The following is a 20,114-nucleotide window of genomic DNA, read 5'->3' as shown; positions in this document are numbered from 1 at the left end:
AGGCGTTTTGCTGCAACTTCGTGATTTTCCATTCCGGTTGACGGGGCCATCAACAGAAGCTCTCCCGAAATGGTTCATATGTGTGGTTGCAGGCGAGGATTGAAAAGGTCATCAAGAAAGTAGAAAGAAAGGTACGCTATCGTGTTCGTAAAACGCACGCGGATGACGCTTTCCGCGTTTCTGTGCCTGTCCGTCTTTACCCCGAATCTCGGTCTCGCCTCCGCTTCGGTTGGCCAGAGCCAGTCTTCGGCTTCTTCGGGCAGCAGCATCAAGACGAAGACCCCCATTCGTCATGTGGTCGTGATCTATCAGGAGAACGTCTCCTTCGATCATTACTTCGCAACCTATCCAAAGGCGCTGAACCCCACGGGTGAGCCGACGTTCAAGGCTGATCCGGCCACGCCCAGCGTCAACAACCTGCGCAACAACAACCTGCTGAAGACCAATCCGAACACGAACACGGCCAATGGCGCGGGTGCGGCCCTGCCGTTCCGTCTGGACCGCACGCAGGCCAGCACGGCTGATCAGAACCACGCCTACACCGCCGAGCAGATGGCCTATGACAATGGTCTGGCCGACCTGTTCCCACTTTACACCGGTGCGGGCACGTCGGGCGGCGTCGGCGCATTCGGCACGACCGGTCAGGTTCTGGGCTACTACGACGGCAACACCGTCACGTCCTACTGGCGTTATGCCCAGCGCTTCGCCATGAGCGACAACTCCTATACGGACACCTACGGCCCTTCGACGCCGGGTGCTCTTGAGGTGGTTTCGGGCCAGACCAATGGTCTGCAACTCGTCGCCACGACCAAGCAGCCCAGCACGAAGACGACCTCATCGCCTTACGTCTCTGACGGTCAGGGCGGCTGGACGATGGTCAACGACATCGACCCGGCTTATGACACCTGCTCGTCCGCGACGAATCAGGGCATGATGACGGGCAAGAATATCGGTGATCTGCTCAACGACCGCGGCATCACTTGGGGCGGCTTCATGGGAGGCTTCGACCTCACGAAGTCCAACAGTGACGGTTCGACCGGCTGCACACGCACGACCTATTCCACTGTCGTGTCCGAAAACGTGGCAGACTATATCGCGCACCATAACTGGTTCCAGTATTACGCCTCCACAGCCAACCCAACCCATGCTCGCCCGACATCCACCGCGTCCATCGGTTATACCAATGTTCCGGGGTCCTCCACGAAGGATCCGGCCAACCACGAATACGATCTGGACGATTTCTATACGTCCGTGAAGAGCGGCAATTTCCCCGCCGTTTCCTTCATCAAAATGCCTGCCTATCAGGATGGTCACGCTGGTTACTCTGATCCGCTCGATGAGCAGGCTGGTGTCACGAAGCTGGTCAACTTCATCCAGAAGCAGCCGGAATGGCGCGATACCGCCATCCTCATTGCCTATGATGACTCTGATGGCTGGTACGATCACGCCTATACGGCACCGACCCATGGCTCGTTCGACTCTTCTGCCGATCAGCTCAATGGCGATGGCAAGTGTGGCACCGGCACGGCACCGGACGGTGTGAACGGCAAGGCAGTCAACGGCCGTTGCGGTCCGGGCACGCGTATTCCGCTGCTGGTTGTCTCGCCTTGGGCGAAGCTCAACCATATCAGCCACACGCTCGTGACGCAGAGTTCCGTTGTCCGCTTCATCGAAGACAACTGGCTCGGGGGAAAGCGTCTCGGTGGCGGCTCGTTCGACGCGACGGCTGGTCAGCTGGACGACATGTTCGACTTCACGCGTCCGGCCCATGCCGAAAAACTGCTGCTTGATCCCGAGACGGGCGATGTGCGGCAGGATGAACTGAAGCACTCCAAGCAGTCCTCCAGCGACGAAAACACGTCTGGTTCGGGCAGCTCTTCTTCGGGTAGCTCTTCCTCGGGCAGCAGCTCCACAACAGGTTCGGGCAGCAGCACGACAGGCAGTTCTACCTCCACTTCCGGTGTTGTCGCTCAATTGCTGAGCCAGATCTCGGCAGCGTTACAGAACATCTGGGCATCCCTGACCTCTCTTCTGTTCGGCTAAATGAAGACTCTTTCTAAGACGATACAGCCCATTACGGGCTGTATCACTCTTGTTTCCCTTCTGCTTGGAACCGTTCCGGTCGCGCATGCGCAGACTTCGTGTGCGCCGACTGACGATGGGACCAATCCCTGTCCGGTCGTTCTGCGCCGACCGCCACAGCATCCCTTGTCCGCGATGGCCGAAATTGGAAAAGCCATTTTCTACGACAAGAGTTTGTCGGGATCGGGAAAGCTTTCCTGCGCTTCCTGTCACGATCCGCACAATCATTACGGGCCATCCGGCGCGTCTTCTGTTTTTCTCGGTGGTTCGGCGCTTTCCGATGAAGGCAAGCGGACCATCCCAAGCCTGACTTATCTCGAACGCCAGCCTGCTTTCAGTATCGGTCCGGACGACCCGGCGAGCGAAGGCGAGAACGCTCCCGTTCTGCCTGCGTCCACCGCGGCAGCCGCACACGGTGCGAAAAGCGCCACCAACACCCAGTCATCCGCGACGAATCTGGTCCCTCAGGGGGGATTGTTCTGGGACGGCCGCGCCGACACGCTTCAGCAGCAGGCCCGGGGACCGCTTTATGACCCGGCGGAAATGGCTTCGACCCCGCATAAGGTGCTGGCAACGCTTGAAAACGCCCCTTATGGCGAACCACTGAAGCAGTTCGCCGGACCCGCAGGTGAGCGTTCACCCGCCTTCCTTCTCGATGAAGCCATGTTCGCGCTCGCTCGCTATCAGATCGAGGAGAGCAGCTTTCATCCGTATTCCAGCAAGTTCGATGACTGGCTTGAGGGAAAAGACCATTTCACCGCAGCAGAAGTGCGCGGTTATCGTCTCTTCAATGACCCGGCAAAAGGTAATTGTGCTGCCTGTCATGTCGATACGGTGGGGCGCAACAGGCTACCGCCACTCTTTACCGACCATCAATACGAGGCTTTGGGAATTCCCCGGAACAAGGCTCTGAAAAAGACGCATGACGCCTCTTATTATGACGTGGGCGTGTGCGATCAGCCAGCGGACGGCCGGTTTCCGGTTGGCGATTATTGCGGTATGTTCACCACGCCAACATTAAGAAACGCAGCGACCCGAAAAGTGTTTTTTCATAACGGGGTTTTCCATTCCCTTGATGATGTGATGGATTTCTACGTTTTGCGCGATCTGCAACCCGGGCGTTTCTATTCGCGCGACAGCCACGGGAAAGTCGTTCTGTATGACGATATTCCGAAAAAATACCGGAAAAACGTGGATGTTTCCGATGCACCGTTTGACCGCAAGCCGGGTGACAAACCCGCTTTGACCGAAGATGAGCGACAGGCGATCATCGCATTTCTGAAAACATTGACCGACCGAAAATCAGATTAAAGCCGATCGACATTCAGGATTCCAAAATGGTCTGATCGCTGATTCATAGCCTCCGTGTTGATGCGCGGAGCGAATGATGGGGATCAAGTAGTACGAACTGAGTATGGCGCAACAGGGGAAAATCGCGCTGCTGCTGTCTGACAAAGCGAGTGATCCGAGGCGGACGGGATCGGATAACCGTCCGTCAACGGATGTTTGTGGGTATTGCGACCTGCCTTGCGCGCTCCATAAACTGGAAGACAGTCCATCGCCGCTTCATCAGCAGACGCCATGCCGAACTTTTGTTGTCTGGCATGGCGCTTATTTTCAAAGGCACCCGTAAAAAATCAGCTTCCCCGATACGTCGCATAGCCGAACGGAGAGGCAAGCAGCGGCACATGGTAATGACTGCGCGTCTTTCCAGCCTGAGGCTCCGCGATGCCGAACGCGATAGGCACCGTATCAAGAAACGGTGGATTGCTCAGTTCCACGCCATGCCGCCGGAAATAGGGCGCGACGGCAAATTCAAGCCGATAGTTTCCCGGCTCCAGTTCCCCCACGTCTTTCATGTCCGGGCATCGGCCATCCTCGTTGGTCATGCCCGCGAACAGCACCGTATCGCCGCGCCAGAGTGTGACCGACATACCTGCCGCAGGCAGGCCCGACACCTGATCCAGAACGTGGGTGGAAAGTGTGCTCATGACCCTGTCTCCAGTTTTTTCAGGACATCGGCGCAGCGCAGGGCGGCAATCCTGTCAATTTCCGCCAGCGCGGCATGTCGCTCTTCATCAGGCGTATTCCGCGTGCGCCGTTCCATTTCGGCGAGGATATGATCCTTTTCGCTGAGGCGCACACAGATGATGAAGGGCATGGCGAACTTCGCCCGATAGGCATCATTCAGCACCGTGAAGTGTGCGCGCTCGGCGGGCGTCAGCCGATCCAGTCCGGCGGACGCCTGTTCCTGCCGTGAGGCAGATGTAAGGCTCGCATCCACACCCACCCTGCGCGCCAGTTCGGGATGCTCACGGATGAGCGCCATCTGCGCTTCTTCCGGAGCCTTAGCCACGGTGTCCTGAAATGCCACCAGCAGCGCGGCCCCGTCCGCGAAGGGGCGATGTTCCCAGACAGCGCGGGCGATCCACGGCGAATGTTCGTAAAGAGCGCCGAACAGGTCGGTGAAGGCATCCTGCTTCAGCGCGTTGACCTGTTCGAACAGTTTGCTCATGCCGGATGCACGTTCAGCCAGTGGCGGGCAATGTCGATACGCCGAGCGACCCAGACCCGATCATGCTTCATCACATGGTCGAGGAAGCGCGCCACGGCCCGTGCGCGGCCCGGATGTCCCGCGATGCGGCAATGCAGTCCGACGGACATCATGCGGGGCTGGATCTCGCCTTCGTCCCAGAGCTGATCGAACGTGTCACGCAGATAGCGGTAGAATTGCTCGCCTTCGGTGAAGCCGTTGAGCGCCACCATCTTCATGTCATTCACATCGAGCGTGTAAGGCACGATGAGCTGGGCGCGTCCCGTCACTTTCTGCCATGTGCGGTCGTAATAGGGGAGATCGTCGGCATAGGAGTCGGCGTCGTAAATGAAGCCGCCTTCCTCCGCCACGAGACGCGCCGTGTTCGGGCTGGTGCGTCCTTGATACCACCCGAGTGGTCGCGCGCCGGTCAGGGCGGTCTGCAACGCGATGGCCCGGGCGATGTGGGCGCTCTCGATGTCCGCGGGGATGTCCTGATAATCGATCCAGCGCGCGCCGTGAGAGGCGATTTCCCATTCGGCCTTCATCATCGCATTCACGGCTTCAGGGTTGCGGCCCAATGCCTCGGCCACGCCGAAGACCGTCAGGGGCAGGCCACGTTCGGTGAAGAGTCGGTGCAGCCGCCAGAACCCGGCGCGGGAGCCGTATTCATAGAGGCTTTCCATTGCCATTGCGCGGGCACCCGGCACCGGGCGGGCTCCCACCATGTCCGACAGGAACGCCTCCGAACCCGCATCGCCGTGGAGAATGTTGTTTTCGCCACCTTCCTCGTAATTGATGACGAATTGCACGGCGACGCGCGCTGCGTCGGGCCATTCCGGGTCTGGCGGGTTCGCGCCGTATCCCACCATGTCACGGGGATATTTCGTCATGCGTCTTTGGCCTTCAGTGCATCGGGGAGCGCATGGTTCCACGCGACCAGCGCCGCGTCCACACCCGCGCCGCGCGGCACGGCGTAGCCTTCCGCCGCCAGCACGCTTTCCAGCGCGCCGAGTGTGAGCAGGACCTTGTGCTTCATCGCGTTGTAGCCCATCGCGCCGATACGCCAGATCTTCCCGGCCAGCGGCCCGAAGGCAGTACCGATCTCGATCTCGAAATCCTCCCGCATCCGGTGGCGCACGGCCTCGCCATTCACACCGTCAGGAATCCACACACCGGTCACGTTGGTCATGCGGTAGGCATCGTGTCCGAACACCCGCAGGCCAAGAGCGCGTAGCCCCGCCGTCATGGCGGAACCGGCAGCGTGATGACGGTTGAAGCGATGCTTGAGGCCTTCTTCCAGCATCACACGACCGCATTCCCGTGCACCGTACAGCATGGTCGTGGCTTCGGTGTGGTGGTTCAGGCGTCGCTCGGACCAGTAGTCCATGACCATCGCCAGATCGAAATAGTTGGAACTGATCCGGACTCCATAGCCATCGTCGGCATCCGTGCCGCGAATGCCTTTCTCCACATGGCGACGGCTGAAGATGTGCTCTGCTGCGCGGTCGGAAATCGTGATGGGGGAAGAACCCGGCGGTCCCCCCATGCATTTCTGCAGGCCGGCAGTGACGATATCCAGTCTGTAACCATCCACATCGACCGGCATGCCGCCGAGCGTGGCGGTCGCGTCCACATAGGACAGCACATCATACTGACGGCAGAGATCGCCCAACCCTTCGAGAGGCTGCGCCGTGGTCGTGGAGGTGTCGCCGTGGATGCAGGCGAAGACGCGCGGCTTGTGTTCCTTGAAGGCGGCTTCAATCGCTTCCAGAGAAGCGACTTCTCCCCACTCAAGATCAAGCGTGCGAATGTCAGCGCCGATACGCTCCGCGATCTCGGACAGCAGCAGCCCGAACCGTCCTGCGCGCACGATCAGCACCCGCATGCCGGGCTCCAGCAGTGACACCAGCGCCGCCTCGATGCCAGCACGGGCCGTGCCGTCGATCAGGAACGTCCAGCGGTTTCGCGTCATGAACACGTCCCGATAGAGCGCCATCGTTTCGTTCATGTAGGTCGTCATCTCGGGGTCGAACTGCCCGAGCATGTCCGCGCTCATCGCCCGCAGCACACGCGGGTGGACGTTGACCGGCCCCGGCCCCATCAACAGGCGCTGAGGCGGATCGATCTGGCCGAAAACGGGCACGGTCATGAGGAGTGTCTCCCTTGGGTCTTGCTGTAATCTTCGGCAAAAAGCCTGACAAAGCGAGTCAGCGCGGTGATGGCTTCGTTCACATCCTCGGCCATGACGGCCTCGGCGGGATTATGGCTGATGCCCCGCTCGCAGCGGATGAACAGCATCGCCATCGGCACCAGCCGCGCCATGATCATGGCGTCATGGCCCGCGCCGCTGACCAGCACGCGAGCAGGCTGGCCGGTTACGTCCGCGACGGCTGTTTCCAGCCGGGTCATGAGATGCGGATCGCAGGGCGAGGGAAGAAGATTTTCCCGGGGAAGGATCTCCATCTCGATACTGCGCCGGGTGGCGGTATCTTCAAGTGCTGTCAGGATCTCGGTCACGGTGACATCCCGACGGGCAATGGTTCCGGCGCGGATATCGAGAGTGAAGGTCACATCTCCCGGCACCACGTTCACGACACCGGGCCATGTTCGCAGCGAGCCGACGGTCGCCACCAGTCCCTCCCGGTCGTCCCCTGCGGAAGCGATCCGTTCGACTGCGAGCACCATTTCGGCTGCTGCCGTCAAGGCATCCCGCCGGAGGGACATGGCCATCGTTCCGGCGTGACCAGCCTGTCCGTGCAGTTTCACTTCAAAGCGACGCTGGGCAGCGATGGCGCTGACCACCCCCAGCGCGCGCCCTTCCGCTTCGAGGACCGGACCCTGCTCGATATGGGCCTCGACATAGGCCAGAACGTCTTCCTTCCGGCGACGGGCGGTTGCCATGCCGCGCGGTGTCAGACCCACCCCGGCCAGGGCCTGCTCGACAGTGATGCCGTCCGCATCGCGCAGCTCGGCAAAAGCCGCGACAGGATCGTCCTCTTCCAGAACGCCCGCGAGGGCGCGCGTTGTCAGCATGGTGATAGGAAAGCGCGAGCCCTCCTCATCACCAAAGCCGATGATCTCGATGGCGAAGGGAAAACGTTCGCCCCGTTCGTGAAACCCGGCCACCACTTCAAGCGCCGCGATGACACCGAGCATGCCGTCATAGCGACCGCCATCGCGAACGGAATCCAGATGCGAGCCGAACAGCAGGGCACGGGCGTCCGGTGTGGTACCTTCGTAACGTCCGATCAGATTGGCGGCGGAATCCTGCCGCACGCTCATCCCAGCCTGCCGCATCCAGTTCGAAATGGCTTCGACAGTGGCAATGAAGCCCGGTCCCAGCCAGGGGCGATAGAGCAGTCCGCTCTCATCGCTGAACGGCGGTTCGCCGAGGACATCGCACCGGGCGACGGCGCGCTCTCCCGGTGTCAGTGCGGCCTTTACCATGCCGCGACGCCTCCATCGCTGCGCGGATCGGCCGCCCCTTCGATGACCCCGTTCGGATGACGGACAAGAGCCCCCGCATGGCCCATCATGGACGTGAACGGCGCCACACGTTCGATGGCATGTCCCGCCGCCCCGAGTTGCGCGATCAGGTCCGGGTCGAAGCGGTCTTCATATTTCAGCGTCACGCTTTCCTGTCCCCATGTACGGCCCAGCAGCCAGCGGGGCGCGGTGACGGCAGCCTGAAGCCCCATGCCGTAACGGGCATAACGCGAGAACACGGCAGCCTGCGTCTGCGGTTGTCCTTCACCGCCCATCGTGCCGTAGACCATGACCCGTCCGTCATCGAAGCGGGCGGCGGCGGGGTTCAGTGTGTGGAACGGCTTGCGACCGGGTTTGAGTGCATTCCACCCGTCTTCGACGAGACGGAAGCTGGCGCCCCGATTCTGCCAGACGATGCCTGTCTGCGGTAGCACGACGCCCGATCCGAACTCGAAATAGGTGCTCTGGATCATGCTGACGGCGAGCCCGCTGGCATCGACCGCGCCCATCCAGACAGTGTCTCCTGCCTGCGAGGGATGCGGCCATGGCGCGGCACGCTGCAGGTCGATGGCGGAGGCCATGGCGTCCAGCGCGGCAGGATCGTCCAGCAGATGCTGCGCTTCGGTCGTCATGTAGGCCGGGTCGCCCACATGAGTGTCACGGTAGCGAAACGCCTGCTTAGTCGCTTCGATCAGTCCATGAATATGCGCGAAACTTTCACCTGCATCGGCTTTCAGTCTGTCAAACAAAGCGAGGATCAGAAGAGATGCAACGCCTTGCGTCGGAGGGGCCATGTTGTAGAGCGTCGCACCTTTGATCGGCACCGAAAGGGGGGGGCGCAGTTGTGCGCGGTGGATTGCAAGGTCCCGGGCGCTTACCGGGCTGCCGACGGTCTCCAGATCGGCAGCGATGCGCTGTGCGAGAGACCCGTGATAAAAATCCTGCAAACCGGAGGCGGCAAGTTCGCGCAAGGTCGCACCAAGGGCTGGATTGCGAAGGATGTCGCCTTCTTCCAGTGGTCGGCCCTGTGGCTCGAAAATGGCGGCATAACCGGGCACGGCTGCCAGTTCCGCCGATTTTTCCCGGGCAAGCGCCGCCCCTCCTGCGGTGACGGGCACGCCTGCCTCGGCATGATGGATCGCTTCGGCAAGGATCTGTTCCAGCGGCAGGACCGACCCGCGCGCTTTTTCGGCCAGTTCCAGCGCCTTTGCCCATCCGGAAATGGTGCCCGCGACCGTATTGGCGGCCAGCGGACCACGCCATGGAACGGTTTTGTGTCCCGCTTTTCGATACAGTTCCAGATCGGCCGTCGCCGCTGCCGCCCCGCAGGCGTCGATGGTCTCGGTGTGTCCATCTGGCCAGGCAATCAGCCAGAATGCATCACCACCGATCGCCGTCATATGAGGGTAAACAACGGCAAGCGCGGCGGCCGTGGCGACCACGGCTTCGATGGCGGACCCACCTGCACGCAAAATCTCCAGCCCTGCCTGCGAGGCAAGGTGGTGGGGGGCAGTGACCATCCCGCGCAGGGAGCGCGCCGTATGCAGCATGTCCTGCCGCCTTTCTTGTTTTTGTTGTCTGTGGGTCAGTCTTTTGTTGAAGAGGAGTAGCCCGAAAGTCCACTTCTTTCCAGTTGACGCGCCACGGCGAAAAGGGATGCCTCCCTGTCCGGCGCGGCCACGAGCTGAAGACCGAGCGGCAATCCACCGGGATTGCGGAGAGGGACGGCCAGCACCGGCAGGCCGGGCAGGCTGAGTGGCTGGGTGTAAAGTCCGAGATTGGCGCGGGCGGAAAGGTTCTTGCCATTCACGGTCACGGAGGCCTCGTCCCGTCGCGGGGCTTCGCACATCACGGCTGGAGCGATCAGAACGTCAGCTTCATCACGGAACAGGGCATGGACCTGTGCACGGAACCAGCGCCGGAATCTCTGCGCGCGGAGATAGGTGTCGGCTGGCAGCATGGCCCCGGCCAGAAGCCGGTCGCTGGTGGCAGGATCATATTCGGCGGCCTGTTTGCGAAGGCGCGGCAGATGCAGGTTTCCGCCTTCCGCTGCCGTAATAAGGAAAGAGGCAGCGCGGGCTGTGGCGACTTCCGGAAGCTCCACCGTATGGCGCACTGCGAGTTCAGCACAGACCTTATCCAGAGCGTTTCTGTAAGGGCCGGACAGGTTGGTGGCGAACCAGCCGCCCAGACGGGCGATCCTCAGAGCGGCAAAGGCGGGTTCCGGATCAGGAAACGTATTATCCATGACATGAAATGTCGTGATGAGATCGTCCAGTGTGTTGGAAAAATGTCCGACAACATCAAGACTTGACGAAAACGGATACGCGCCTTCGCACGGAAGCCGCCCGAGGGTGGATTTTAGTCCCCACACCCCACACAGGGCGGCGGGCACGCGAATGGACCCGTTCGTATCGGAGCCGAGCGTGAACGGCAGAAAGCCCGCGGCGACAGCGGCGGCAGAGCCCCCCGATGATCCACCGGCCATGCGTGTTGTGTCACGCGGATTGAAGGTAACGCCGTAATGGGCGTTCTCCGTTGCAAAACCATAGGCGAATTCATCCATGTTCAGCGTTGCGACAGGGATGGCCCCCGCAGCTTTCAGGCGCTGAACGACGACTGCATCCTGTTGTGCCGGTGGATTGTTCCTGAGAACGATCGAGCCTGCCGTGGTCACATGACCGGTGACGTCGAACAGATCCTTCACTCCAAATGGAACGCCGGCGAGAGGAGGAAGTGTCGCGCCGGATGCCCGTAGTGCGTCGATGGCATCCGCCTGTGTGAGTGCTTCATGGGTCAGGATATGCGTTACGCTGTGAATGTTCCGATCTTCTCGATTCAATACCTCCAAAGTGTTTTCAATGACTTTTCTGGCATTAACCTCTCCGGAATGAATCGCGGCGGCAATCTGCCGAACCGTGGCAAAGCGGTTCATGGGATGTAATCTCCGGCAGCCTCGCAGGTATCTGCAAGGGGATAATGCTCCAGCAGATCAGCGAAACTCGTGAGCAACGCAGTGTTATCCATCACGCCGCGAAGGAAATCCGGTGGAATTTCAAGATTGATGGACGCTGCACGGGCCTGAATGATGGCAATATCTTCCGGCTTGAGGTCAGTCATCAGTCGGCTCTCCTGCGAGGGGCTTTCGGGGTTTCAACGCGTAATGCCCTGTCGGAGCCAGAAACAGAAGGAGATGGCATAAGCGGGTTTTGTGTCCTGTCATCCGACGCCGGAACGATGATCAGCTCCATTTGGAACTGTGTGCGCTCGCACTATAGGCCGGAGTAACGTGTTCTCTCAAAAGCAAAAAAAACAACATTCCGTTGCTTTTTTGAGGTTGGGGACCTGCGTGTGCTGCAGCAGGAAAAGAACGACCATTCCTCTCTTGTGGTGGATCGCTCTTGCCTGGAAACATCTTGTGCGAGACCATATTCATGCCCGACAGTGGGCCTGTCGTCTTCCCGGAGGGCACATGCTGCCGTGCCTGTTGGAAACTACCGCTATCTTTCAGGCAGTGAGGTGCGAACAGGGCCCGTCTTCAGGTTGAGAAAACGCTGAAAAACCCGCGTTTGGCTCAATGCATATTTTTCGAATGGAATGAAAAAATGATTTTCAATGATGAGAAAACCATTGAAAGCGTAACAAGATACTCGGATCTGTATGAGCAGGCTCTTGCTGAAAATGACGTGAGGGCGCTGGATGCGTTTTTCTGGGATGGCCCGGAGGTGGTGCGCTATGGCGTTGGAGAAAATCTTTACGGTTCCGACGAAATTGCCGCGTTCAGACGGGCTCGTCAGGGCGGCTCCCCTTCGCGGAAAGTCCTGAGACGGCATGTCACATGTGTCGATCAGTCGATGGCGGTCGTCAGTCTTGAATTCCAGCGTGACGGAAGTGCGCGCATCGGACGACAGATGCAGACATGGATATTGACTGATAATGGCTGGAAGATTCTGGCCGCGCATGTCTCGATCATGGCTGATAAACCGGAAACTGAAACACCTGCTGCCTTATAATTTCTGTCCGAGGAAATTCTCGATCTCGGTCATGATGAAACGCGCCGCTGCCGACAGTTGCCGGGACCGGTCCACGCAGAGCGCGAGACTCAATGGTAGAAGCTTCTTGTTCGTGATGGGCACGAAGGCGAGTTGCTTGCGCTGAATTTCATCATAGGCGTCGAGATAGCTCAGAATTCCAATCCCGACCCCTTCCTGTACCAGTGACTTGATCATCTGGATGTTGTCGGCTCGTGCGACAGTAGCGATTTTCACGCCCGTCTCGGCTTCCAGAAGTCCAATTGGCCGCCAGAGCGCCAGCGGCGGTGTGGGAATGATGGTTGGATATTCGGTCGCCAGACTGAAACGGCCTTCGGTCAGCGCCGCAATCGGATGATCCGGAAGCACGACGAAGCCGAGAGGAACGTCCTTGTGAGCGCGGACCGTCAGTTCCTTCATGTGGCCGGGATTGAACATGAGCGCGAAGTCGGCATGCCCCTTCACGAGCAGTTCGCCCATGTTCTGGCTTTTGCGAATATGCAGGCTGACGAGAATGCCGGGGTGGGTCTGGCGCAGACGGGCGAGCAGTGTGGGAAGGAAGCCTTTTGTCAGGGCGTCGGGGATGAGAATATCCACGTTGCCCTGTCGAAGTCCTTTCAGGCTGTCCAGTTGCGCCTTGATGGTGTTCAGATCGCGTGACCACCGGCTGCAAGCCGTCAGCAGGAGCTCCCCTGCGGCGGTCAGGCGCAACCCGGAGGGCAGTCGCTCGAAAAGGAGCGTGTCCAGAGTGCGCTCACCCTGAAGAATCTGGCGGTCGATGGCGGACGCGGCGATATGAAGTTCGTCGGATGCTTTGCGGATTGAGCCGTGCTGCGCCACACTCATGAAATACCGCAGGAAACGGGAGAATACAGGCATTGGTCACTGATCTCTTTTTGCGCACGCGCTATACTGAATTAAGAGATATACAAGAACGGTCCGGATGTGAAACTTTAATTCAGGTTTGGGCGGCGCTGCCACGGTGCAACATGTACGGTTTCCTGTCGGCGCATGGGTTGGGGAACGGGTAGGCACGTGATGGAAGAACTCAACAGACGTGTGCGGGCTGATCTCGCCAAAATTCAGTATGCGACACGCGACTGGAGTTTCCCCCGTCAGCACGACGGAGAAAATGTGCTCGATGTGGCCATCATCGGTGCGGGGCAGGGTGGTATCGCGACCTGCTTCGGCCTGAAGCGCAGAGGTATCTCCAATACCTGTATGTTCGATATGGCCCCAAAGGGCGGCGAGGGGCCGTGGATCACCTTCGCCCGGATGATCACCCTTCGCACGCCGAAATATGTGACAGGCCCGGATCTCGGGATTCCCAGCCTGACGCCGCAATCATGGTATGAAGCGAAATATGGTGAGCAGGCATGGCGCGATCTCAACAAGATCCCCCGTCAGGACTGGCAGGCCTATCTCGACTGGTTGCGGGATGTTCTGGAACTGCCTGTTCGTAACGAACATCAGTTGGTCGACATGGACTGGCAGGATGGGCTGGTCAAACTGACTTTCACCTGTGAAAAGGGCGTCCATCGGTCGGTGTGGTCGCGAAAAGTGGTGCTCGCTACGGGCATTCAGGGTGGAGGGGAGTGGTATATTCCGCCCTTCATCTCCGGAAAATTACCAAAGACACGCTACGCCCACACGTCTGAACCAATTGATTTCGAACAGTTGCGGGGGAAGCGCATCGGTGTTCTGGGAGCTGGTGCTTCAGCTTTTGATAACGCCGCAACCGCGCTGGAAACAGGGGCGCTACGTGTCGATCTGTGCCTGCGTCGGAAGAAAATCCCATCGGTAAACCCTTATCGCTGGATGGAAAATTCTGGCTTCCTCAGCTATTTTTCCGAACTGCCTGATTTGATTCGTTGGCGTTTCATGCGTCGGATCTACGATCTGAACCAGCCTCCACCACAGGACACGTTCTGGCGTTGTCGTTCGCATGAAAACTTCGCGTTCCATACCGGAACTCCCTGGGATGACGTTCGGGAAGAAGGAAACGATGTGGTCGTTTCCACACCGCAGGGAGACATGCGGTTTGATTTCCTCATCATTGGAACGGGTTTCCAGATCGACATGAGTCTGCGGCCGGAACTTGCGAAACTGGCCCCTCACATTGCCCTGTGGCGTGATCGCTTTGCGGCACCAGATCAGGAACGGAGCGATCTTCTGGGAAGTTATCCTTATCTGGGTTCGAAGTTTCAGTTCCTGCCGAAAGATGACGGTGATCCGATGACACCGCTGCTCTCCGCGGTTCACAATTTCACCTTCTCGGCCACCCCGAGCATGGGACTTTCAGGGTCATCTGTGAGTGCAATGCGGTTTGGTGTCGAGAAACTGTCTTTCAGCATCGGGCGGGATCTGTTTGTCGCAGATGGTGAGCAACATCTGCAAAGTCTGCTCGATTACAATGAAGATGAGCTCGTTGATCTTGAGCCACCGGGATGAAGTCATCCTGTCATGGTGGGGCGTCTCCTTTCCACCGGACAGGCACCTGACTCTTTGCTGAATTATGAAGATGAAATTCAAAATACTCTCGCACATCCTTTTCTGGCGGGATCAGTTAATGATCCTGTCTGCAGGAGAAACTAAGCTGTGAAAGCCGAAAACAGCATCCCCCATAAGGTTCATCCTGTGGATGAGGTTCTGCCTTTATGGCAGCTTGGAGTTTATGGCTTCCAGCATGTTCTGACTTTTTACGCCGCTGCGGTTATTGTTCCCATTCTTCTTGCTGGTGCCCTCGGACTGCCGAGAAATATGCTGGAGCACCTGATCGAAGCCGATCTGTTTACGTGCGGGATCGCGTCTTTGATCCAGTCTGTCGGTTTCTGGAAAATTGGTGTGCGTCTACCCCTTTTGCAGGGTGTGACCTTTGTTGCGGTGTCACCGATGATTGCCATTGGAGTGGCTGCGGGCGGAGGGGTCGAAGGGCTGCATCAGATATTTGGTGCTGTCATTGTAGCCGGACTGTTTTCTTACTTCGTGGCTCCCTATTTTTCAAAACTAGTCAGATTCTTTCCGCCTGTGGTGACGGGATCGATCATTCTGGTGATTGGTCTGGCGCTTTTGCCCGTGGCAGCGAATGATATTGTCAACGGCCATGGCCCAAGGGGCATGGAAGCGTCTGTCGATATGAAAAATGTCGCCTATGGTCTGGGGACTCTGGGCGCTATTCTTTTCATGCAGAGAATGTTCACAGGCTTTCTGCAAACAGTCTCTGTCCTTTTCGGACTGGTGCTCGGTACTCTCGTGGGCTGGTTCATGGGCGATGTTCATTTTGACGGTGTTGATACGGCCCCGGCATTATCCATTGTGCAGCCGTTCCATTTCGGGATGCCCAGTTTTCATATTGTACCGATCATCTCTCTCATGGTGGTCATGATGATTGCCATGCTGGAGACGGTGGGTGATGTCTTCGCCACGGGAACAATTGTAAAGAAATCCGTGACCCCCGATGACATTACACGTGCCATTCGTGCAGACGGGTTGGCGACGGCACTGGGAGGGGTGTTCAATTCTTTTCCCTATACCTGTTTCGCGGAAAATGTCGGTCTGGTGAGCCTGACGGGAATCAGAAGCCGGTGGGTCGTCGCCTCTGCGGCCATCATCATGATGCTGCTGGGATGTGTGCCGAAGCTGGCAGCCATTATGACGTGTGTTCCGTTGCCTGTGCTGGGAGGTGCGGCTCTGGCCATGTTTGCGGCTGTCGCTGTTGTGGGTATTCAGGCGCTGGGGCAGGTCAATTTCGAGCATCAGGGCAATACGATTGTCGTCGGCACGAGTGTGGGACTAGGAATGCTTCTGGTTGCGCAGCCTCATATCACCGATCATTTTCCCGGATGGGCACAGATTATCTTCGGTAGCGGCATCACTCTTGGCGCAACAGCCGCCATTGTCCTGAACTTCATCTTCAATTCTCGCACGCCGCCTGCGATATCGTCGGAAGGTGAAGTATGGAATGTTGTCACTCAGGTTTCCAGAGAGCCCGATATGCTAAGCATCAGGCAATGATGGCGAAAAGCCTGCTGGTTTCCGACATCCCTGTTCTGTGGCGGTTGCGTTTCATTTCGATTCCGTGAAGGAGTAGAGTGAAGCACACAGGAACGCATCTGCTGTTCCTGTTTTCTCATGCATGCGCCGGAGCCGGAATGAGCCCTGTTGATGCCAGTAATTATCCATCCTCCCTGTGGTGTGACACAGCTGGCGATCCTCCTGCTTATAGTCAGTTGAGTGACGAAAAGCGGGCGTATGATGTCGCCATTGTCGGTGGAGGATATACCGGCCTGTCGGCTGCTCTGCATCTCTCTGAAGCCGGTCTCCGTTGCGTGGTGCTTGAGGGGAGGGAGATTGGCTGGGGCGCATCGGGGAGGAACGGAGGTCAGGTTATCGCAGGGTTGAAATATGATCCTGAAGATCTGATCGCGCATTTCGGTCCGGGTGTGGGGAGTGCGATGGCGGACCTTGTGGGGCGATCCGCTGATGCAGTGTTCGACCTCATCGATCGTCACGGGATCGCATGTGATGCTGTTAGAAATGGATGGATTCATGCTGCTCATTGCGAAAAGTCCCTGTCAAGACTGAGGAATCGGGCGGAGCAGTGGCGTGCTATGGGTATCGAAACGGAGATTCTGGACGCACAAAAAATCGTCCGGATGACGGGTGCGAGAGGTTATGTAGGCGGATGGCTGGATCGTCGTGGTGGCAAGATCCAGCCGTTGATGTACGCCTTTGGACTGGCGCGGGCTGCAACAGGGCTGGGGACGGACATCTTCACCAAAAGCCCTGTGAAGCATATCGGGCGTTCACAGGGGAAGTGGCATCTGAGGACCGACCGGGGAAGCGTCGCGGCAAAACAGATCATCCTGTGCACAAATGGCTACACGGATGGATTGTGGCCAGAACTGCGGGAAAGTGTAGTACCCGCTTGGTCATTGCAGATCTCAACCTTACCGCTCTCACCGGCGATACGTTCAACCATTCTGTCTGGTGGACAAAGCCTGTCGGAGACGCGGCGTATTCTGCATTATTGTCAGATCGATGCTCATGGTCGTCTGGTCATGGGAACGCGGGGTCCCGCTCACGACGAAGCAACTTACAGGGACGCCGATTCTCTGATCAGCGATATGAAAGATATATTCCCGCAACTACGTGGGATGGAACTGGATCATGTGTGGTCCGGGCGTGTCGCGATGACGGCGGACCATCTCCCGCACCTGCATCATCTGGCCGAAGGTGCCCATGCGGCACTCGGTTATAACGGGCGTGGTGTAGCGATGGCGACGGTGATGGGGCGATTGCTGGCTCTGAGAGTGCAGGGAGCATCATCTCTGGAAATCGGGTTTCCGACCACACCGTTGAAAGCAATTCGTTTCCATCGTTTTTCCAGTCTGGGCATTTCTGCTTACGGGCGCTGGTATGGGCTCCTGGATCGCCTGAAGATGTGAAACGCAGAGCTTTATTTCACATCATTCTTGTGCACACCTCGATAGTGTGTGCTCGGCAGCATTCCAGAAAGACATCGATCTTGTCATTTGGAACAAAAGCATGGTTCCAGGCTTTCCCGTCGAAACGGACAGCGTAATCGAGGATCGCCATTTCAGGGCGTAGCCTGAAGTCTTTATAACCAGCCGTGGAAAGAAATTTCTGATGAAATTCTTTTTTGGCTCCATCTAAAACTTCTATGAAAATTATGGGCCTGTTTTGCAGAATTGTTTCCTGTGCGCCTTCCAGAAAGGCGTGCTCATGTCCTTCGATATCTACTTTTATAACAGATATTTTTTGCTTGATGGCGAGCGAGTCGAGAGTTCTTGTTTCGATTTGAAGGGTGCCTTTATGTGTTTCTTTAAAATCGGCTTCCAATGAGCAGCTTGTTTCCAGTATATCCGTAGAATTTTCCGGAATATAAAGCACGGATGTCGTATTGGTGTTACTTAATCCCATATTGAAAAAAGTAACTCTGTTTCCTATGTCGTTTATATCGATGTTTCTTTTTAGAGATCTGATCGCAACAGGAAATGGTTCAAAAGCAATTACATTAATATTTTCTGCCGCTTTGCAGGCGAGGACAGTATAAAGGCCGCTGTTCGCTCCGACATCGATAAATGCTCCTCCAAGCCTGCATAGCGATGCCATCACAAACAATGGAAGGGGACACTCAAATTCCCCTGACTGTATTTGGTGTCCTATCTGATCATTACCGTCCAGATGATCAAATAGAAAGTTGCGACCACAGAAACTTAAAGCCAATGGAGCGTGAGGGTTTGAAACGTCCACGTTGCTTCTCTCCTGAGCCTGCTTGCAGTCCCACCTTACTTTGTATCTCCATGTAAATGTAAAGTTTATTTTCATAAGTAATATAAAAGTGATATTTAGTTAAATTGGTTTACTCCTTGATTCTGTCGAGTCATTATTGAAGGTCAATGCCTCGGAGTTCAGGCTCCTGAAGCCTCTCTCTTTTTCTTTTGATTCATAACATTCCGAAGTAAAATTTGGATCATTCATCAGATGTGCAGGTAGTGCGTGCCGCACCCGTGAATATTGCCAAGGTAGTGACGGTGTGTTCGGTGTTCGCGTGCGGCTGCGCAGCGAATTTGGGCAATCCTATTTCGCTTAGGTTGAAAACGAGCTGGCTGGGCGGCAGGAACATCGCATTCCCCCAGTCGACCTGCTGGCGTTTCGAACGCCCGATCCGAAAGGTTGCAATGCCCTTCCAGTTGAGAGCCATACGGCTCTGTCCTGACCGCGCGCGATCCGTTCGGAGGCCTCTCGTGCTCTTGATGCAGTCACCAGAGTTGCTGTCGAAGTCTCGGCTCCAACCTGCATCACAACTGAATGGGCTGAAGTGCCCATGGCTCCAGTGTCCAGAACATCCTGAGCGCGAAGGATCTTCACCCACAGCTCGCGCCCTTCACCGTCTTCATCAATGAAAATGGTGAAGGGCAATCTATGAGTAACATCATTCCGATGATTCAGTGTTCACTGGATGCGTTCTGGTTGCACGAAGAGGTGACGCACCATTACAACGAAGGAGATTTCTCTTTACTGCGTAATTCCGCGAGAACTTCTTCGGCTTTGGCCTGATCGGTAAAGGAACGCATCAGTTCATCCTGAAAGTAGATTTCCCATCGCACGATCGTTCCGCCAGAATCCTTTACTTCCTGTAGGGTGTATTCGCTCATGATGTCCTCCTGAGGTGACTTGTTCTCGAATGGAAGCATGTTTTTCCATATGCTCGCAATCAGGAGAGTGAATACCTGTCCTGGGTGACTGGCAAGAGGCTTATGACTATGGTGACAGCCGGATGTTCACTCTTGGCCAAGCAGTCAATTCGGCAGAAGGCTGATGCTATCAGATGATTCCAGAACAGCTTTCGATGTGTCGATACCCTGCGTGAATATGAGCATGTTTTAAGAAATCCGGATGATGAGTCATGCGTTGGAAAGCAGGGATACTCAACGGGAGGATGCATCATGTCTGAAGATCCCGAACTCATCAGCAAGGTAGAAAGCGTCATATTGGGATGTGCCATCACCAGCCCGGCCGACGCTCCGGAAACGATCGCCGCGACGACGGTGCTCGCAGTGTGCAGATATCTCGGGGTGCCGAGTGCGGATGTGCCGGAGACGGTGCTAACCGCGATGAAGGGTGATGGGCCCAGCGACGGAGAAGCGGGGTAGCAGATTCACCTGTTCACGTAAGACTGTCGCAGTACGAATGGCAGGCGGCCGCGACAGTCTTATGGAAAGGGAAAGTCACAGGAAGCAGGAATTTTGCTTGGCAACGGCATAGCGCTCCAGACATTCAATCAATAAGAATGCGGCCATTCCCTGTGGGGGAATGGTTTGATCACATTATTATTATGTCTTGAAAACCCTGGTCGGAGTGAGAGGATTCGAACCTCCGGCCCCTGCGTCCCGAACACAGTGCTCTACCAGGCTGAGCTACACTCCGATTGGGTGGGCGCCTAATAGCGCCCC

Annotated in this window: 19 protein-coding genes and 1 tRNA gene; 7 read left to right on the top strand and 13 right to left on the bottom strand. The window is 57.2% G+C overall.

Translation table 11 applies throughout. The features are described from left to right. Window positions 1-162: 162 nt before the first annotated feature. Together GOB81_RS02060 and GOB81_RS02055 are read left to right on the top strand one after the other, a co-directional pair. Window positions 163-2,043 carry a phospholipase C gene (locus tag GOB81_RS02060; protein WP_173568732.1) on the top strand — a complete coding sequence of 627 codons (1,881 nt, stop codon included), beginning with the start codon at window positions 163-165 and terminating at the stop codon, window positions 2,041-2,043. Then, entirely contained in the window at window positions 2,044-3,393 is a 1,350-nt protein-coding gene (locus tag GOB81_RS02055; protein WP_338421289.1) for a cytochrome-c peroxidase, read from the top strand. 326 nt (window positions 3,394-3,719) lie between these two features. On the opposite strand, the gene uraH is transcribed toward GOB81_RS02055, so the two are convergent. From uraH to GOB81_RS02015, 8 genes are read right to left on the bottom strand one after another with little or no spacing between them, the layout of a single operon-like run. Continuing rightward, on the bottom strand, window positions 3,720-4,073 hold the full coding sequence (uraH, locus tag GOB81_RS02050) for a hydroxyisourate hydrolase (RefSeq protein WP_173568685.1): 354 nt from the start codon (window positions 4,071-4,073) through the stop codon (window positions 3,720-3,722). Beyond that, window positions 4,070-4,597: a 2-oxo-4-hydroxy-4-carboxy-5-ureidoimidazoline decarboxylase gene (gene uraD / locus GOB81_RS02045; protein WP_173568684.1), complete on the bottom strand. Its 528-nt coding sequence runs from the start codon at window positions 4,595-4,597 to the stop codon at window positions 4,070-4,072. Before uraD ends, uraH begins: the two co-directional genes overlap by 4 nt. After that, window positions 4,594-5,508 carry an allantoinase PuuE gene (gene puuE, locus GOB81_RS02040; RefSeq protein WP_173568683.1) on the bottom strand — a complete coding sequence of 305 codons (915 nt, stop codon included), beginning with the start codon at window positions 5,506-5,508 and terminating at the stop codon, window positions 4,594-4,596. Before puuE ends, uraD begins: the two co-directional genes overlap by 4 nt. Beyond that, window positions 5,505-6,767: a pyridoxal-phosphate-dependent aminotransferase family protein gene (locus GOB81_RS02035; protein WP_173568682.1), complete on the bottom strand. Its 1,263-nt coding sequence runs from the start codon at window positions 6,765-6,767 to the stop codon at window positions 5,505-5,507. Before GOB81_RS02035 ends, puuE begins: the two co-directional genes overlap by 4 nt. Beyond that, window positions 6,764-8,065 (bottom strand): allantoate amidohydrolase, encoded by a 1,302-nt coding sequence (locus tag GOB81_RS02030; protein WP_173568681.1) that lies wholly within the window; start codon window positions 8,063-8,065, stop codon window positions 6,764-6,766. Before GOB81_RS02030 ends, GOB81_RS02035 begins: the two co-directional genes overlap by 4 nt. Beyond that, window positions 8,059-9,654, bottom strand: a complete 1,596-nt coding sequence (locus GOB81_RS02025) for a gamma-glutamyltransferase family protein (protein ID WP_173568680.1) — start codon at window positions 9,652-9,654, stop codon at window positions 8,059-8,061. Before GOB81_RS02025 ends, GOB81_RS02030 begins: the two co-directional genes overlap by 7 nt. 35 nt (window positions 9,655-9,689) lie before the next feature. Further along, window positions 9,690-11,039 carry an AtzE family amidohydrolase gene (locus GOB81_RS02020; protein WP_173568679.1) on the bottom strand — a complete coding sequence of 450 codons (1,350 nt, stop codon included), beginning with the start codon at window positions 11,037-11,039 and terminating at the stop codon, window positions 9,690-9,692. After that, entirely contained in the window at window positions 11,036-11,224 is a 189-nt protein-coding gene (locus GOB81_RS02015; protein WP_173568678.1) for a DUF4089 domain-containing protein, read from the bottom strand. Before GOB81_RS02015 ends, GOB81_RS02020 begins: the two co-directional genes overlap by 4 nt. Before the next feature lie 485 nt (window positions 11,225-11,709). Here GOB81_RS02015 and hpxZ point away from each other — a divergent pair, with 485 nt between their 5' ends. Continuing rightward, window positions 11,710-12,117 (top strand): oxalurate catabolism protein HpxZ, encoded by a 408-nt coding sequence (gene hpxZ / locus GOB81_RS02010; RefSeq protein WP_173568677.1) that lies wholly within the window; start codon window positions 11,710-11,712, stop codon window positions 12,115-12,117. Here the strand turns inward: hpxZ and GOB81_RS02005 are convergent. Further along, window positions 12,112-13,014 carry a LysR family transcriptional regulator gene (locus GOB81_RS02005; RefSeq protein WP_173568676.1) on the bottom strand — a complete coding sequence of 301 codons (903 nt, stop codon included), beginning with the start codon at window positions 13,012-13,014 and terminating at the stop codon, window positions 12,112-12,114. The genes hpxZ and GOB81_RS02005 overlap by 6 nt on opposite strands. Before the next feature lie 159 nt (window positions 13,015-13,173). Here GOB81_RS02005 and GOB81_RS02000 point away from each other — a divergent pair, with 159 nt between their 5' ends. The 3 genes from GOB81_RS02000 to GOB81_RS01990 all read left to right on the top strand — a co-directional run bounded on the left by GOB81_RS02000 (window position 13,174) and on the right by GOB81_RS01990 (window position 17,582). Continuing rightward, complete coding sequence (locus GOB81_RS02000) at window positions 13,174-14,586, top strand: NAD(P)-binding domain-containing protein (RefSeq protein WP_173568730.1); 1,413 nt, start codon at window positions 13,174-13,176, stop codon at window positions 14,584-14,586. Window positions 14,587-14,733: 147 nt separating this feature from the next. Further along, window positions 14,734-16,149: a solute carrier family 23 protein gene (locus GOB81_RS01995; protein ID WP_173568675.1), complete on the top strand. Its 1,416-nt coding sequence runs from the start codon at window positions 14,734-14,736 to the stop codon at window positions 16,147-16,149. A gap of 137 nt (window positions 16,150-16,286) precedes the next feature. After that, a complete protein-coding gene (locus GOB81_RS01990; protein WP_173568674.1) occupies window positions 16,287-17,582 on the top strand; it encodes an NAD(P)/FAD-dependent oxidoreductase in 1,296 nt (431 codons plus the stop codon). Between the two features lie 16 nt (window positions 17,583-17,598). Here GOB81_RS01990 and GOB81_RS01985 read toward each other — a convergent pair whose 3' ends face one another. From GOB81_RS01985 to GOB81_RS01975, 3 genes are all read right to left on the bottom strand, one after another. Then, window positions 17,599-18,411 carry an FkbM family methyltransferase gene (locus GOB81_RS01985; RefSeq protein WP_173568673.1) on the bottom strand — a complete coding sequence of 271 codons (813 nt, stop codon included), beginning with the start codon at window positions 18,409-18,411 and terminating at the stop codon, window positions 17,599-17,601. Between the two features lie 220 nt (window positions 18,412-18,631). Beyond that, on the bottom strand, window positions 18,632-18,862 hold the full coding sequence (locus tag GOB81_RS01980; protein ID WP_173568672.1) for a hypothetical protein: 231 nt from the start codon (window positions 18,860-18,862) through the stop codon (window positions 18,632-18,634). A gap of 292 nt (window positions 18,863-19,154) precedes the next feature. Continuing rightward, window positions 19,155-19,316: a hypothetical protein gene (locus tag GOB81_RS01975; RefSeq protein ID WP_173568671.1), complete on the bottom strand. Its 162-nt coding sequence runs from the start codon at window positions 19,314-19,316 to the stop codon at window positions 19,155-19,157. 291 nt (window positions 19,317-19,607) lie between these two features. Here GOB81_RS01975 and GOB81_RS01970 point away from each other — a divergent pair, with 291 nt between their 5' ends. Beyond that, entirely contained in the window at window positions 19,608-19,814 is a 207-nt protein-coding gene (locus GOB81_RS01970) for a hypothetical protein (RefSeq protein WP_173568670.1), read from the top strand. A 197-nt stretch (window positions 19,815-20,011) separates the two neighbouring features. Here the strand turns inward: GOB81_RS01970 and GOB81_RS01965 are convergent. Continuing rightward, window positions 20,012-20,088 (bottom strand) — tRNA-Pro (locus GOB81_RS01965). Window positions 20,089-20,114 lie beyond the last annotated feature (26 nt).

The sequence above is a fragment of the Acetobacter conturbans genome (assembly GCF_011516755.1).
Taxonomy (GTDB): domain Bacteria; phylum Pseudomonadota; class Alphaproteobacteria; order Acetobacterales; family Acetobacteraceae; genus Acetobacter; species Acetobacter conturbans.
The sequence above is the reverse complement of the archived record's forward strand: the minus strand, read 5'-3'. Positions and strand labels throughout refer to the sequence as shown.